This is a genomic window from Paraburkholderia sp. FW306-02-B (assembly GCF_058782725.1).
In genome coordinates this window covers 1,070,650-1,087,100 of the sequence record NZ_JBYSXZ010000001.1, presented here as the reverse complement: position 1 = coordinate 1,087,100, position 16,451 = coordinate 1,070,650, and the positions used below count along the sequence as shown (strand labels likewise).

At 61.9% G+C, this 16,451-nt stretch carries 4 protein-coding genes, 1 tRNA gene and 1 pseudogene; all 6 read right to left on the bottom strand.

Going from position 1 to position 16,451, the window contains the following annotated elements:
* Positions 1-44 precede the first annotated feature (44 nt).
* The 6 genes and pseudogenes from AC3WOG_RS04800 to AC3WOG_RS04775 all read right to left on the bottom strand — a co-directional run bounded on the left by AC3WOG_RS04800 (position 45) and on the right by AC3WOG_RS04775 (position 16,405).
* The gene (locus tag AC3WOG_RS04800) at positions 45-512 is read right to left on the bottom strand and encodes a hypothetical protein (protein WP_492576919.1); all 468 of its coding nucleotides are present in this window, start codon (positions 510-512) and stop codon (positions 45-47) included.
* A 208-nt stretch (positions 513-720) separates the two neighbouring features.
* Complete coding sequence (locus tag AC3WOG_RS04795) at positions 721-1,611, bottom strand: PoNe immunity protein domain-containing protein (protein ID WP_492576918.1); 891 nt, start codon at positions 1,609-1,611, stop codon at positions 721-723.
* Complete coding sequence (locus AC3WOG_RS04790; RefSeq protein WP_492576917.1) at positions 1,608-13,157, bottom strand: hemagglutinin repeat-containing protein; 11,550 nt, start codon at positions 13,155-13,157, stop codon at positions 1,608-1,610. Before AC3WOG_RS04790 ends, AC3WOG_RS04795 begins: the two co-directional genes overlap by 4 nt.
* A complete protein-coding gene (locus AC3WOG_RS04785; protein WP_492576916.1) occupies positions 13,154-14,902 on the bottom strand; it encodes a ShlB/FhaC/HecB family hemolysin secretion/activation protein in 1,749 nt (582 codons plus the stop codon). The genes AC3WOG_RS04790 and AC3WOG_RS04785 overlap by 4 nt, the downstream gene beginning before the upstream one ends.
* A 203-nt stretch (positions 14,903-15,105) precedes the next feature.
* A pseudogene (locus tag AC3WOG_RS04780) lies at positions 15,106-15,690 on the bottom strand (two-partner secretion domain-containing protein); the annotation flags it as partial.
* Positions 15,691-16,315: 625 nt separating this feature from the next.
* Positions 16,316-16,405 (bottom strand) — tRNA-Ser (locus AC3WOG_RS04775).
* Positions 16,406-16,451: the final 46 nt, after the last annotated feature.

Genomic DNA, 16,451 nt, shown 5'->3' with positions numbered 1-16,451 from the left:
GTCTGCATGTGCCGGCGCTCAGGTTCGCTGATCGGGAAATCCTGTCACTGGCAACGCGGCGCCGGGTCGGCCGTCACCGGCTCTGTCTGGACGCGTTCGTCCTCAACGCGCAACTGCCGAACGGTCAACCGCAGACTCCCTTTCTCGCCGCGCGGGAATGCTTCGTAGTCCGCGCCGGGTCGCGGCACAAATGTACCGGCGACATGCTGGCGGGTTTCCGTAATCACGAACCCGTTGACCTGCGACCAGCCCCCCGTGTCGAGCGTGATTGTCAGCGGCTGGTTCGCCTTGACGACATACTCGTCGTAATACCGGTAGGCGTCTTCGGGCACCGGCATGCCGATCGTCGTATTGGCAAGGTGCAACATGCGCGGTTTGGCCACGGCCATGCCACCACCGCCACCGTAGCCGAGCGCGCCACGCTGCGGTTCGCATGCCGTGTTGAAATAGAAGTGCGTAGAAACCCCGAAATAGACGCGAATCCGGGCATCCGTAGCTAGGTCGTAGGCCACGCTCTGCGGAGGGATTTGATGAACACAACCCGTCATCGAAATGCAAATGAGGACTGCCGATATTACGAATTTAATCACGTTTTACGTTGGCTATTGAAATGAACGGCCTCAGTGATTCAGGAAGCGCAGCCAAAAACGACGCGGACGCCGCCAGTCTTCCTCGCCGGATACTGTATGGATCACGAAATAGTCGCTCAGAAAGAGCGGCTCACTTTTTGCCAAAAAGGCGCTTCAACAGGCTTTGCTGAACCGGGCGGGATTGTCCGGTTTCAGCCGGCTCAGCAGAGACCGCGCTTGCATGCGTGGTCGGACCATCAGGGCGAAGCAGGTCACCTGGATAATGAGATCGTCCCAGACAAAGACTGTCATCGAGGTTGAACGCCTTGGCTGCCGCCACGGCCTCGACACACCAGAATCCAAAGTACGCACCGCCCTCAATGTTTTCGGCAAACCCGTACCAGTAAGGGCGATCGTATATGGCTGTCACGCCTCCCTTTTTAGGCGGTCGGTCGAGTTCCACGTACCAGTTTTCAACGAACAGTCGCAGCAGGCGCGGCTGGTCTGCCGGCGATGCATTGACTGCATCAAGCAGCCGCCGGTACGGTTTCGGATGACGCAATTCGGTTCCGATCCGGCGATCGTGATCACGACTGGCAATCACCCGGTCGAGCAGCGCATCTTCGCCCTCATTGCCCATCAGCACAACGAGACGCCGCCACTGGTCATCGGGGATATCCAGGGCAAGCGCAAAGCCCGTCAACCAGAAGCACACGATGTAATTGTCGAGGTTCGTGATCCAACTATGGCGCGAGACCTGCTGCTCGGGTGTGAACACGCCCACACCAAGCCGTTCTGACTCTTCCCACGCATCTAGAAGCTTAGGAAAGTACTGCACCAGTTCGCCCACTTGATCACCACGCGAATACCGCTCGAACATGAGTTGCCAGTATTCCCGGACAATTTCAAAAACGTACTGCGGCCGATAGCGCGGATCGCCTGGGGGCTCTTTGCATCGTACGATCATTCTCGCGATTTCATCTTCCGAGAAAGTGATCCACTTGTCCCAATACGTTTTTGGTGCAATTACGTCTCTTGTCATTTGATCGAACCTATCACTTTGGAGCTCGGCTGCACTACGATTTTCCCGCTGCTGTCAAGAACACCGACTGTCACGTTGCCGTAAGGGTCCGTATGTACGAGCCATTTTTCGACCCGACCAGAGTCAAGCGCAGATCGTATGCTACTTGCCGCAGCGCGATCATCGCCAACCGCATTCAATATGCGATTCAGACCAGTATTAGCGCCCGTGATCCAATCGTCGCTCATCTGCAGACCGTCGGCTGTTGAACCCAATTTGGACGTACCGAACTTGTATTCGACCACGACGTAATCAACGCCGGGCTTGCTGACCTTGTACAGGTCGTCAATACCGTTCTGCCCGATCGCCTGCGTGCGGCCGATCTTTTCGGCGCCTGGCACGATGTTATCGATTGTGGCGCCACCGAGCAATTCGCCGATCATCCCCTTCTGGGCGTTAGTAAGCGCGGCGAAGTCCATCAGCGGCGCACCATTGGCACCGAAAAGGCTGGCGAGATTCGTCAACTGACCGAACTCGCCGGATTTCCCGGCCATCTTCGCCAATGTCTGGACTCCGACGTCGATGCCCGCGTTGGCGAGGACAATCCCAGCCTTCGCTCCGCCATATACTACGGTCCCGACGCTAGCAACCTGATAAATCAGGTTGCCGAGATCCTTGCCCAGCAGTTCTGCATTCGTGTCACCGCCCACCGTCAGCGCGTTCTGCATCTGGCTGATCTGCGTCTGCAGCGATGCAACAACCTGCGTGCCGAGCGCCGCGCGGACCTGGGGATCAGAAACGAGCGCCGCCAGACCATTGAGGCCCGTCACAGGGTCCGAGAGGAACTGCGCCAGTCCGTGCAGGTCGGTCAGTCCCGCTTCCGCGAGTCCCTTTGCGACGCCCGTCGTGGTCAGCGCGTCCTGGCGGAAGCTGACGCCTGCCCATTTGCCGGCCGTCTTTAGCTGGCAAAGTGCATTTCCGTTACAGGCGTTCCAGTCCTTGTGAGCCTGTACGATCTGCTGAGTGGCCAGCCAGTTGTTTTCCACCTCTGCCTGCGCCGCGTTCACTGTCGTCGAGGCGCTCGATGACCCGGTCGCGGTGGCAATACCGGCGACTAGCGTGTCGACGAGATTTTCCTTCGCCTGCTTCTGCTGTTCGGTTTCGTTCGGGTCAGTGATAGTGAACAGGTTAGTCAGCAGGCTGGCGGTTGCGGCGCCCATCGCTCCCGCACCGCAACTCTGGTTACTCGCCGCAGCCCCTGCGCATCCGATGATCGCGTGCAGCGCCGCATGCAGCGGGCTACCCTCGGTAATCGTGCCGTCCGCCACGAGCTTGCCGATCAGTCCCGCGCCTTGCTGCTGGAGATAGTTCACCAGACCCGCCTGCACGAACTGCGCGCCACTGCCCGTCACGTTGCCGCCGGCCGCCGCCGTCAATGCCGTGAGCACCTGACGGTAGCTGCCGCCCGGTCCCCATTCGGCGGTCAGTTGATCCGCCTGCTGCTGGGCCTGCGCACGCTGGTCGGGCGTCAGGTTCGGGTCTTTGGCCGCCGCCTTCGCCGCGTCCGCCTCCTTCGCACGGTTGTTGACGAACGTGCCAACCTGATTGATGAACTGGCTCGTGATGTCGAAGCCAGCCTGGATCTTGTCCTTGTCGAAGATCGGCGCGATCGTATTGGCCGTGGACGTCGTATCGCGGCTGATACCCGCCACCGCTTCCGCAGCCGTCTGCCCGGTCAGTTGCTGCTGTTTCGCACCATCGGTGATCGTGATGGCCCCACCGCTGATCGCGCTCTTCGTCGTCGAACTGGCGTCGCCGGAGGCGTTCATCGCCACCGGCGGTGTCGCCGAAAAGCCGTTATAGCTCGGCAGTTCGGTACCCTTAACGGGATTCCTGTTGTCCGCGTTACCCTGCTGGTCCTTGCCGATCGTGCCGCCGTAGCCGCCGCTGATCCCGACCTGCTGGCCGCTGTACTCAGCCCGGTTCTGGATGTCACTATGCGTGAGCGTCGCGGTCGTCAGGCTGTTCACACCGTCCTGCACCGCTTTGTCGCTGCTGGCGATCACCGCACCCTTGAGGTCCGTATTGCCCTGCACGTTGATCTGGAAGCCGCCGTCACCCGCCTTGATGCCCGACTGTTCGCCCACGCTCGCGTAGTCGCTATGCATCTTCTGCTGGCTGAAGTTCGCCGACGCGCTGGAAGCGCCGTAGCAGATCGGCGGCACGCATACGCTAATCGACACGCCTCCACTGGTCTGCTTCGAGTCGTAATGGCTAACGTCCTGCAAGCTCTCGATGTTGAGATTGCCGCCGACGTTCGCAATGACCTGCTGACCGTCCGCCACCGCCCCTTTGAGGTTTGTATCGCCGCCCGATTGCAGCGTGAGCGTATTGCCGGCATCGACATGCGTATTGGTCCACGTGGTGTCACTGCCGTTGCCATTACCCTTGGTGCCCGACACACCCAGCTGGAACGAAATGCCGTTCTGTGATCCAACACCAAACGTCACGCCAATACTCGCGCTCGATCCGCTGTTCGTACTCGTCTGGCTGTCGGAATTCTGTGCCGCCTGAAGGTTGATGTTGCCCTCGGCGTTCAGCGTGGCGTTGTTGCCGGCAGATATGTTGCTGCCGACAACGTTGATGTTGCTGTCTGCTCCCGCACCGGCGGCAGCGATAGTCAGGTTGTGCCCTGCGGAGACTGTGCTGCCAGCAGACGTACTCGATGATGCGGTCGAATTGCTGTTGCTGTGACTTGTGCCCAGTGAGACGTTGATGCCGACGCCGCCAACAGCCGTCGGGTCGCTGGCAACCGCATCCATCGCATTCTTCGCCGCCAGCCCGGTGGTGGCCGCAGCGAGCGCCTCGAGCCGCGCGTCGCCCTTGCTCTGTTTCGCATCCTGCCGCATCTGGTTCGCGGTCTGCACTGCCGCAAGTACCGGATTGCTGATGCCGCCGGTGATCGCTGTCTGGCTGAACGATTGCTGCTCGCTCTGCGTCAAGGTGTTCTGCGCCGCGTCGATCGTCACCGTCCTGCCCGCAAGCCCCACGTCGTTCGCAGCGTGCAGTGTGCTGTCCGTCACGTGCAGATCGTTACCGGCAGTCACCGTGAGATTACCGTTCAGCGACCCGATCATGCTGCCGTTGTTCGTCACCTGGGTGGTCTGCTGCGCGTCCGTCGTCTTTCGCGCGCCGAAGCTGTAGCCCTGCAGACCGCCATCAAGCTGGTTCAGGACAGTCATTCCCGACAGGAAGCCATACTCGCTCTTCCTGTAGTCGGTCTGAGTTGCCTGGGTATCCTGCGAGGTCGCGATGTTGACGTCGTGCACCGCTTTGAGCGTAACGTCGTTCGTGCCGACGATGTTGCTGCCAGTGACGTTGACGTCCTTTCCGCTGACGATGTTCACGCCATCAGCTGAAATCGTGCTGCCCTGACTCAGCGTCATCGTCTGATCGATGCTGCTCGCGACTTTCGAGCCGCTCACGACTTCGCTGTGGCTGTGCGTTTCGTGCGAATTCAGCTCATGCGTTTCGCTCGCGGCGACGACATTCACGTTGCCCGTGGCCAGCAGATTCGCGTTCCCCTTGTCGAGACTTATCGTGCTGCCGCTGATCGTGATGTCCTTGCCCGACACGATATTCACCGTGCCTCCGCCTTCGATCGACGTCCCGGTCAGCGCCTGATCCAACGTATGCAGCGTCTCAGTATAGCTGCGGCCAAAACCATCACCCGAACTGTTGCTGTTCACCGTCGACGTCGCGCTTGCCGTGCCGAGCAATACGTTGCCCTTCGCCACGATCGTGCCGCCCTGCCCGAGGTCGATCTGCGCGCCGCTCGCCGTCAAGTCGCCGCCGACGGCGACATTCGACTGCCCGCCGACCTTCACCGAACTGCCAACCGCTTGATTGATGTCCGTATCCGACACACCGTTCGCGCGCTCGACGACCTTGTGCTCGCCGGTCTGTTGCGCGCCGAGCGTCCAGTTGCCGCCGATCTGCATTCCCAGATTCCCGCCGACCGACAACGCACCCGCATTCTGCTGGAAGTCGCCGCCTGTAATGATCGTCGCATCGCCAGTCACATCGACCTTCGCGACCGGCCCCAACGTCGCAGTAACACGCGTCGCCCCCGTGTCGCTGACCTGACTAAGCGTCTTCACTGCCGTATCCAGAACCAAGCTTCCGCCCGCCTGCAGCCCCAAGCTTCCCGCATTGAGCGTCGCCGAAGTGAGATTCACATCCCCCGCCGTCACCAGCGACATCTGCCCACCGCTTTGCAGCGTGCCGAACGAGCTGTCGATGCTCTGCCCACTGATCGCGAAGCTGTTCGCCGCCTTGATCGTGCCGCTGTTGGTGACCGTTTGCGCGTTCTGCAGATCGATGTTCGTCGCCGCGATAACCGGACCGTTACCCATGTTCTCCTGGCTCGCCTGTGCCAGATAGACCACCGGCACGAGCACCGACTGCCCATCGACGATCTGCGTCTGCATGATCACGACGTTGCTCGTCAGTTGCGACACCTGCTCGGGCGACAGGCCGGTACCAGGCGCCAGATCGAGCGACTTCGCGAGCGCAGCACCCGACGTCATCAGGGTTTTGAATTCGTCCTGCGTGTTCGCATAGTTCGTCAGCACCGACTTCCCGGTCATCGACAGGATCTGGTCCTGCACGAGCTTCTGCTCGTAAAACCCATCGCCCAGCCTCATCTGGATCTGGCCGGGGTTCATGCCCATCTGCTGGAAGTAGTAGTCGCTCGACAGCCACTGCTGCTGGCTCGTGAAGGCCGGGTTCGTCTCGACCAGGTACGGCGCATTCGGCGCGGTATCCATGTGGAAGAGCCCGCCTTGCGGCACCGTGACGTTGTTGAGCACCTTGACCGCCGTCGCAGCCGCAATGGTCGGATTGTTGAAGTTCGCGAGGCCGCTGTTAAGAAGACGACCGCCCTGGACTGCCACCGCGCCCGGATGCACACCGCTCCCCACACTGACCAATCCGCTCACCACACCCGCGCCAATCGCCACCACGCCCTGCGTGCCGATCGTCCCGCTCACCGCGCCTGCACCAATCGCCCCCACGCCGCGCGAACTGATCGTCCCGCTCACCGACCCGGCGCCGGTACCCGACACCGTCTGCCCCGGCAGGAGCCCGAGCGGCGTCACGCCCGCGTTGCCCGCCGTGTTGTTGATCGTCACGCCCGTACCGCTGAGCGTACCGCCCGCCGTGAACGAGGATTCGTACGCCGGCAGCGCGTAGGTGCGGATGTCGGCCGGCGCCGCCTGCGTGTAGCCGCCCGGACGGGAGGTGACGAACGAAGCATTGCCAAACGGGAGCTGCCAGTTGTATTCGCTGTTGTCGTAGTTGTCGTAGTGATATTGCCCCGAGTACGTCACCTGCACCTGGGGCGCGGTCTGGCCTTGCCAGCTGTTCTGGTCGAGCGTGGCGGGCGACGCGATGTTGCCCGTCGCGGCCACCTGGCTCCAGTAGTTCTGGAGCGTCCCGACCGACGCCGCGTTCAGGTTGCCGCCGGCGATGATCTGCGATTCCGGGCTAACGGACGTGACCGTATTGGCGACTGCGACGCCCGTGTAGGTCGTGTACTGGTAAGTGCTGTTCCACTGACCGCCGTGCGGCGGATCGGTAGGCACGCCACCGATCATCGTCGGGGCGCCCGTGGAACCCAGGACCTGCGGATTGCCCGGCCCACATGCGGCCATGTACGTGGCGGCACACCCGGACAGGCTGATGCCGAGGCTTTGCAGCAGGGCCGGGGCGACCGACGACGTGAAGCCGCCCGTGGTCATCACGCGGCGGGTGTTCGTCACCTGGTTCGCATCGATCTCCATGTCGCCGCCCGACTGGATCAGCGCGGACTGGTTCCGGATCAGATTCGCGTTGGTGTAATTACCGCTCCCATCCTTGCCGCCTGCCAGGACCACCTTGCCGAGACCGTAGATCGCGGTCATCGCTTGCGTGTCGGTCGCGGTCGTGTCGTCGCGGTTCTCGATGTCCGGCGCAAGCAGCTCGAGCGTACCGGCACTGTCCGTCGCACCGATCAGTGCGGTGGTGCCCAGATTCGACAGGCTTTGCGTGGCATTCAGCGACACGCTGCTGCCCACTATCGTGCCCGTATTGGTCAGCGTGTTCGAGTGCGTGGCAAGCAGGCCGCCGGCCGCGAGCATCCCCGAGTTCTCGATGTCGCCCGCATTGATGTTGAGCCCGTTCACGGCCGACAGGGCACCGCCGTTGCTGAACGTGCCGGGCAACGTGAAGCTCAGATTGTGGCCCGCATTGAAGCCGTAGTTCGGCGAGGTGGTGAAGTTCCCTTGCAGGTTCAACGATAGATCGTTGACCGCACTGTACGTGCCGCCGCCTACCAGCGTATTCGCGGTGACCAACAGATTCCGGGATGCGATGATCTGGCCGCTCGTGCCGGTCAGGGTGCCAGTCCCGATCCCGACGTCGCCCGTCGTGTTCGCGACATTGCCGATTGTTCCGCCGGTGTTGTCCAGATTGCCCGCGTTAATCTGCAGGTTCGCACCGCTCAGTTGCCCGCCCTGCGTGTTGGAGACCGACGTCGCGTTCAGCGTCACGTTGCCGTTGCCACTGATCGAGCCCATGCCGGAGGCGCCGCCCGCATTGCTGTTGGCGATCTGGCTGCCGCCGTTGATCGTCGTCGCACCATTCCCGAGGTTGGTGATGGCCCCGCCCGAGTTGTCGATCGACGATGCGGCGAGGCTCAACGTACTGCCGGTCACCGCGCCGCCTGCGCCGATCACGCCTCCGGTATTGAGCAGCTCACCGCCGCTGGTAGCGGTCAGCCCTGTGCCCGACGACAGCCGTCCATTCGTGTTGTTCAGTGTGCCCTGAACGGTCGCGGTCATGACGCCCTGCGAAGCCAGCTTGCCCCCGGTGTTGTCGAGATTGCCGACGGACACCGATGCCTGTCCATTGGTCACAATCTTGCCGCCGACGTTCGTCAGCGACCCGGTGCCATTGCCTGGGTCGACCGTTAGCGTGCCGGTGCCGGCGTGCGTGATCGTGCCGCTGTTGTTGTTCACGGACGCGGAAGCAAGCATCAGGTCCGTGCTATTGGTCTGGATCACGCCGCCGTTCGAGTTGTCGAGCGTGCCGCTCACGCCGAACCCCATTGCACCAGTCCCGAGCTGCGTGATCGATCCGCCTTCGTTCGTCAGGCTGGTCGCGGTGACGCCAAGCTGGTTCGTGGTGATCCGGCCATTGCTGTTGTCGAGCTGCGAAATCGACATCGACACCGCGTTGCCGCTCACGACGCCGTTCGCGTTTCTGAATGACGCAGCATTCGCTGTGACCGTCTGCGCGCTCAACGTTCCACCGCTATTGTCCAGCGCGCCGCTGACGGTGGTGTTGAGATTCTGCCCAGCCGTGATGTTGCCGCCATTCGTGAGCGACGCGGCCTGCACCGTGTTATTGCCCGACGCGGCGATCGTGCCGCTCGTGTTCGTGATGGCTGAGCCGCTTGTGACGCTCAGGTTCCCGTTCGATTTGAGCTGTCCCCTGGTGTTGCTCAGGGCACCGGCAACGGTCGCATTCAGCCCGGACTGCCCCCCGATGCTTCCGCCCGTGTCGTCTACGCTGCCCGCATTCAACGCGACCTGTCCGTTGCTGATAATCGAGCCGTTGACGTTGGTGACGGCGCCCGTGCCATTGGCTGCATCGACCGACAGCGTGCCGGTGCCGGCGTGCGTAATGGTCCCGCCGTTGTTGTTCAATGTCGCGGGGGCGAGCGTCAGGTCGGTGCTATTGGTCTGGATCACGCCGCCGTTCGAGTTGTCGAGCGTGCCGCTCACGCCGAGGCCCATCGTCGCGGTCCCGAGCTGCGTGATCGATCCACCTTCGTTCGTCAGGTTCGTCGCGGTGACACCGAGCTGGTTCGCGATGATCCGGCCATTGCTGTTGTCGAGCTGCGGAACCGCCATCGACACCGCATCGCCGCTCACGACGCCGTTCGTGTTCCTGAATGACGCGGCGTTCGCTGTGATCGTCTGCGCGCTCAACGTCCCGCTGCCGTTGTCGAGCGTGCCACTAACGGTGGTGTTGAGATTCTGTCCGGCCGTGATGCTGCCGCCGTTCGTCAGCGACGCGGCCTGCACCAGGCTATTGCCTGACGCGGCGATCGTGCCGCTGGTGTTCGTGATGGCTGAGCCGCTCGTGACGCTCAGGTTACCGTTCGATTGGAGTTGTCCCCGGGTGTTGTTCAGGGCTCCGGCAACCGTCGCGCTCAGCCCGGACTGTCCCCCGATGCTCCCGCCCGTGTCGTCCACGCTGCCCGCATTCAACGCGACCTGCCCGTTGCTGACAATCGAGCCGCCGATGTTGGTGACGGCGCCCGTACCATTCGCGGCATCGACCGACAGCGTCCCGGTCCCGGCATGCGTAATGGTTCCGCCGTTGTTGTTCAATGTCGCAGGGGCAAGCGTCAGGTCGGTACTTTTTGTCTGGATCACGCCGCCGTTCGAGTTGTCGAGCGTACCGCTCACGCCGACGCTCATTGCGCCCGTTCCGAGCTGGGTGATCGACCCATGCTCGTTCGTCAGGTTTGTGGTGACAAGCGCGAGGTGGTTCGTCGTGATCTTGCCGCCGCTGTTGTCGAGCTGCGGGACGGTTACCGAAACGGTATCGGCGCTGATCGTTCCGTTCGCGTTCCTGAGCGACGCGGCACTAGCCGTAACCGTCTGTGCGCTCAGCGTCCCGCCGCTGTTGTCCAGCGTGCCGGTGACGGTGGCGTTGAGATTCTGGCCCGCTGTCACGCTGCCGCTGTTCGTCAGCGAAGCCGCCTGCACGGACCCGTTACCCGCTGCGGCGATCGTCCCGTTGGCGTTCGTGATGGCCGAGCCGCTCGTGACGCTCAGATCCCCGTTCGATTCAAGCTGTCCGTTCGTATTGTTCAATGCACCGGCAACGGTCGCATTCAACCCGGTCTGTGCGGAGATCGTGCCGCCCGTGTCGTCCATGCTGCCGGTCGACAGGTTCGCCAGACCGTTCGTCACGATCTTGCCGCCGAAGTTCGTCAGCGACCCCGTGCCGCTGCCCGAGTCGATCGTCAGCGTGCCGGTGCCTGCATGGGTGATCGCGCCACCGTTGTTGTTTAGCGTCGACGGGGCAAGCGTCAGGTCCGTGCTGTTGGTCTGGATCAGGCCGCTGCCCGAATTGTCGAGCGTGCCGCTGACATTCACGCCCATTGCCCCCGAGCCGAGCTGGGTGAGCGCGCCGTTGTGGTTCGTCAGATTCGTGGCGCTTACATTGATCTGGTTCGCGGTAATCTTCCCGCCGCTGTTGTCGAACTGCGGCGCGGTGACCGACACAGTACTGGCGCTGATCGTCCCATTCGCGTTCCTGAGCGACGCTGCATTCGCTTTGAGCGTCGCGGCGCTCATCGATCCCCCTCTGTCGTCGAGGGTTCCAGAAGTCGTCACCTGCAGGTTCTGCGCGGCCGTGACCGTGCCGCTGCTGGTGAGCGTTGCCGCGCTGATCGTCGCATTGCCGTTGCTGCCAATTACACCGCCCGTCGCGCCCTGCGCCGTCGTGCCCGCCGCGTTCGTGATCTGGCCGCTCGCCGTGAGCGTGAGGCCATCGGCGTTTTCCGACACGATGCGCCCGGCCGTGTTCTGCACGTTCGCACCCGACACGTTCACCGCGCCGGCCGCTTCGAGCCGGCCCGCCGTATTGTCGATGTTGCCGCTCAACGCCACGTTGAGCGCCTGAGCCGACGTGATCGAGCCAGAACCGTTCTGAAGGCTGGTTGCCGCAATCGTCGCTACGCCGTTGGTGCCAATACTGCCGTGACCGTTGTCGAGCGCTCCGGTCTGGACACTCAGCGCCCCCGTGCCCGCCTGACTGATTGTCCCGTTCGCGTTGGTGAGGCTGCCCGAACGGATCGTGGTGTTTTGCGCGTTCGTCGTGACCGTGCCGCCGGTATTGTTGAACGCGCCCGATGCGGCCAGCGTCGTGTCGCCCGCGCCCGTTTGCGAAAGCGTACCGCCGCGATTTGAAATGCCACCTGCCGTCACACTCAACTGCGCGGCACTCACCTGCCCCTGATCGTTCGTGACGGTCCCCGCGGCATTGGCCGTCAAAGTGCCGCCCGCCTGCAGCGACGCACCCGTATGGACGATGTTGCCCGTGTCGCCACCGGCGCCGGTCGCCGTCAGGGACGCATTGCCCTTCGCCAGCGTTTGCCCACCTGCCATGTTCAAACTGCTACCCGACAGCGCGAGATTGCCGCCCGCCATCTGCTGCCCGGTGGCAGTCACTGCACCCGAGCCCGTCAACGCGAGGCTGCCTGTTCCCGCGACGTTGCCGTTCGCGTCGACTCCCGCACCGAGTGAGCCGGTTGAATTGACGCTCGCGCCCGTGACGGCCGTGTTGCCGAGCGCAGCGATCGTGCCGCTGCTGGTCACCTGCCCCTGGCTGTTCAGTGTTGTATTTTGCGTCGCGTAGACGGAGCCGCCGTTTGCCACGTCGCCCGCTGCGGAGATCGCGACGTTGCCGTTCGCACTCGTCGAGCCTGACAAAGTTACCTTGCCCTGGCTGCTAACCTGCAGGTCACCGGCCTGCGCGGCAATCGTGCCGGCGCTGTTGACGCCGACGCCTGTCTCAGTGCCGACCAGCATGATCTTGCCCGCGTACATGCCACCGAGCTGCGCGACGTCGATCGCCACGCCTGGACTGTTGCCGTCCGGGCCGAGCCATTGCGCGCTGAGGTCGCTATGGCGCACGTCGTTGTTGCCCGCCACGACATTGAGCGACTGCCCCGCCCACACCTTGCCGTTGATAGCGACGCTACGCGCGATCAGGTCGACCTGGTCGACGTTGCTGCCGTTGAGTCCCGCCGTGCCGATCTGGATCTGGCCGCCCGTCACATGAAACGCATCGAGGCTACCCGTGCCGCCGAAGACCGGCGTGCCTGTGGTTAGAACGCCGCGGCTCGTGTTGATGAACCCGCAACCGTTACAGTAGATACCGGCCGGGTTGGCGATCACCACCTCAGCCTTCTGGCCTGCAACTTCGGTGTAGCCCAGCAACTGGCTCGCATTGCCACCCACGACCTGGTTCACGATAACGCGCGCACTGCCGGCGCCAAGATTCGCGTTACCCGTCACGTACCCGCCGAGCTGGGTCTGTACGTTAGTTGCCGAATTGTTCAGGATCAGACCTGACTGGCCGACGTTGTAAGTCGTATAGGCGTTGTTCGACACGCCGGCCGCATTCGGCGTGGCAATCTGAACGATCGGCAACCCATTAGCCGTCACGCCGACGGCCGGCCTGCTGCCGGACGCGGGCGCCGCGACCACCTGCGCGTCGGCCCACTGCGGCTGCATGCCGAGCGCGCACAATGCCGCGAACGCGACGTGCCGCATCGACAGCATGTCGACGAAGCCCACACGTGCGCGCATCGAAGGCGCGCGACGATGCGTGCTACAAGGCGTGCCGGACGAGCGCCCCTTTCCAGTACCCGTTGCTGTTTCCTGCACAGCCGTCCAGAGGCCACGAGCCGCATTGAAAATAACGCGATAGATATTCTTTTTCATAGCTGGAAACTCACGCTGAAGCCCGCCACCCGCCAGTGGTTCGGGAAACGGGCCGGCTGGTACAACGGACCGCCGATGAAAACGTCGTAGCTGACGTGCTTGAATGCACTGCCGCGCAGGCCGATCACGGCCCCCGCCAGGCGGCGGCCAAGCAGGTTGTTCGCTTCGGGCCCGAAGACCTCGCCGCCGTCGATGCCGAAATACAGTGCCTGGCCGAAACGCGAGAAAGGAATCTCCAGGTCGTTGCGCATGAACACGCCCTTCTCGGCAGCCAGCATCGTGTTGCCGTCGAAACCGCGCACCGTATAGCGACTGCCGATCGAAAAGTATTCGGTGGGATACAGCACGTTGGGCGTGTTCTGCGCACGCACCGTTGCCGTATAGCGCAGTGGAAAACCCGCGATGGCGAATGGCACGCTCAACGTCGCGTCGAGCGTTTCCATGTGGTAGTAGTAGGTCGGCGCGCCCGTGGCTGCGCCCGACAGATCCTGTTGTGCGCCGAACCACGGCACGCCCCACCGATAAGCGAGCGTGCTGTCGAGTTGCGCGGCGCCGAAGTAATGCTTGTGTTCCCAGCCGACTTCCGCGTAGCTGTTGTCGCGGTGTTGAACGTCGATTTCACTGCCGTCGATGAACGCTTCGCTGAAGCGCTTGCCGACGCGGAATTCGACCATGTTCTTCTGCACCTGATTGCGATAGAACTGGTACTCCGCCTTCACGTCGAAGGTGCTGGACTTGCCGCTCGATACCAGCGTCGTGAACGCGCCCGCGATCTGCTGGTGGTAGTCGTACTGGCTGGCCGTGGAGGTGAACGTCCAGTTACCCCAGGGAATCGCGTAGTACGCGCTGCTGCCGTGCGTGCCGTACTGGCTCGTATGGCCGTTGATGTCGTGGTTGTAGCTGAGGTTGAAGAGGTCGGACAGGCCGAACGGGTTGTCGAGCGTCAGGCTCGCGCTGCCTTGAAGCTGGCCGGTCGACTTGAGCCCGCTGTCGTCGGCGCTCACGGACAGCGACCACGGCTTCGTGCGCTTGACCGAGATCACGACGTCGCTTTCACCGGTCGACGGTCCCGGCACGATCTGCATGTCAACGTCCTGGTTCGGCACGCGCTTCATCTGCTCGAGGCCTTGTTCGAGATTACGCAGATTCAGCAGATCGCCCGCCCTCGTCGGAAACGCATTGCGCCACGTGCCGTAAGTCGACGGATCAGCGAAGCGAATCGCACTGATGACGCCAGGGATCAGTTGGAGCTTCAGCTTGCCGGTCGACAGATCCTGCGGCGCGATGACAACGCGCGTTGTCGAATAGCCCTTCTCGATGATGCGAGCCATTACGCGATGCACGATCAGGTTGAGTCCTTCCCTTCCGACACACTGGCCTTGATAGCGCTGCAGGTAGTCGATGGCGAACTTCAATTCGCCCGGGAACAAAGGATTAGGCGACAACGCGCGTGCACCGGCCGACTCCACGGAATCGCTCAAACCGGGCGGCACTTCCAGCGTCAGTTCGTCGACCTTGAAGCACAGTGTTTCGACGGGAACCTTGCCGTCGTCTTCGGCCGGACGCTCGACGGGTTGAAGCGCAACGTTTGGCGCGTTGATCGCACGCTCGCGCTCGATCGCCTGCTCCTGTGCGCGGCGACGCTGCTCCTGTTCGCCGAGCGGATCGGCTACTTGCGCGTGCGCGACATACACGTGCGAGGCTGCCAACAACGCGGCACATACCGACACGAGCCGATCCAACATTCGCCAACGCGCGTAACCTGTGCCCACGAATTTGCGCGTCGCTTTTGGCGATCGTACGATCCGGCCGGATTTGTTCTTTTGCATTACGTCGATCTTGTTATGGCGCCGGAATCGACGCAGCTGTTCTGAAGGTCAAACTGGGAGCAGGTCCTGACCTACAACCCTGCGCTGGATATCTGGCAATCTCCGCCTGCGGCAGAACCGTTCTTCGCGATCAGATAGCGCCCGACAAGCGCGGTCGCGAGCCCTTGATGATCGAGGATGATCGTCCCAGTGGTGGTGTCGAGCACGACGTCGCGTTCCGGGAGGCCCGCGACCGGCGTCGAGTCCTTGAAGCTGACCTTGCCGGTGGTTAGCGCCAGGCGGCCGGTGTTGACGAACGATCCGCCGTTCACCGTAATACCGTTGGGATTGGCCAACACGACGTTAGCACGCGAGCCGAGCACTTCGATCGGCCCGCTGATCACGCTGGGATTCGTACTGGTAACCTGATTGACAATCGTCCGGGCATTAATGCCGATGTTATTCAGCGCGGCGCCGGCTGCGCTTACATTGAAACTGCCATAGGTGTTATTCGACACGCCGGCGAAGGCCGGCGCGATATTGACGGTTTGACGGCCATTTGAAGCAGTTGAAACGGTGGTCGCCGTCCCGCCATCGACGACGATGCCAGCCGCTCTGCCAACAAGCGGAAAGAACGCTATCAGACAGGTAGAAAATTGAATGGCGCGGTAAATGGCGCGCCAGCTCCCGCAACTGGGGAGCCGAAACTGATGCCGGCTTTCCATACAACAACCCCGCCCCGCTCATACACACGGGTTCTCGTTCTGCGTTGATTTTTCGGAACCAGTGGATTCAGGTCCGGCTTTTGTATTACGAATGTCGGCAGATCGACGGGAATCTTTAGTAAGTTATTGAAATAATTTTCTTTCGATTACATTGCAAAAAAGAGGTACTTCAGACTCGGCTTTTCAAAACGCCCACATATACCTGAAACGCGACGCGCAAGTACCACGCAAGAAATCCTGAGTTTCGGGTTGATCAGGCTCTGAGAGAATGAAAGCGGCTAAACCGGCAATAGTCGACATCCGCACAACCTGGATATGCAAAGAGCATTAAAATGACGGCTAATATTTTGGTATGCAGCGCTACCCGGAATTACCTTAGATAACTGTCACCACCACCATCTTCTGAGATGAATACCGGATAATCCTGACTAAATGCGGCCCCGCAAAGGCGAACGGGTTCTGACAAGAGCATTCGATACCCCATGATCCAAACCGGGGACGGCGAAACACGCTTATCACGAGCTACAAGTGCGCGGTTCGACTTGCGATCGATTCGATAGTTGACTTGTGAGCCACAAAAGCAAAAACCCCCGCAGAACTTCCGTTCTGCGGGGGTTTTTAAATTTGGCGGAAAGGGTGAGATTCGAACTCACGGTACCCCTAAAGGTACACTGGATTTCGAGTCCAGCGCATTCGACCACTCTGCCACCTTTCCGGGTCTTCCAACTCACAGCAACGAGGCTGTTTCGTCAGATCCAAGC

Excerpts from the sequence above, each read along its gene's own strand:
- AC3WOG_RS04795 (WP_492576918.1), bottom strand. The coding sequence starts at position 1,611 with ATGACAAGAGACGTAATTGCACCAAAAACGTATTGGGACAAGTGGATC.
- AC3WOG_RS04790 (WP_492576917.1), bottom strand. The coding sequence starts at position 13,157 with ATGAAAAAGAATATCTATCGCGTTATTTTCAATGCGGCTCGTGGCCTC.
- AC3WOG_RS04785 (WP_492576916.1), bottom strand. The coding sequence starts at position 14,902 with ATGTTGGATCGGCTCGTGTCGGTATGTGCCGCGTTGTTGGCAGCCTCG.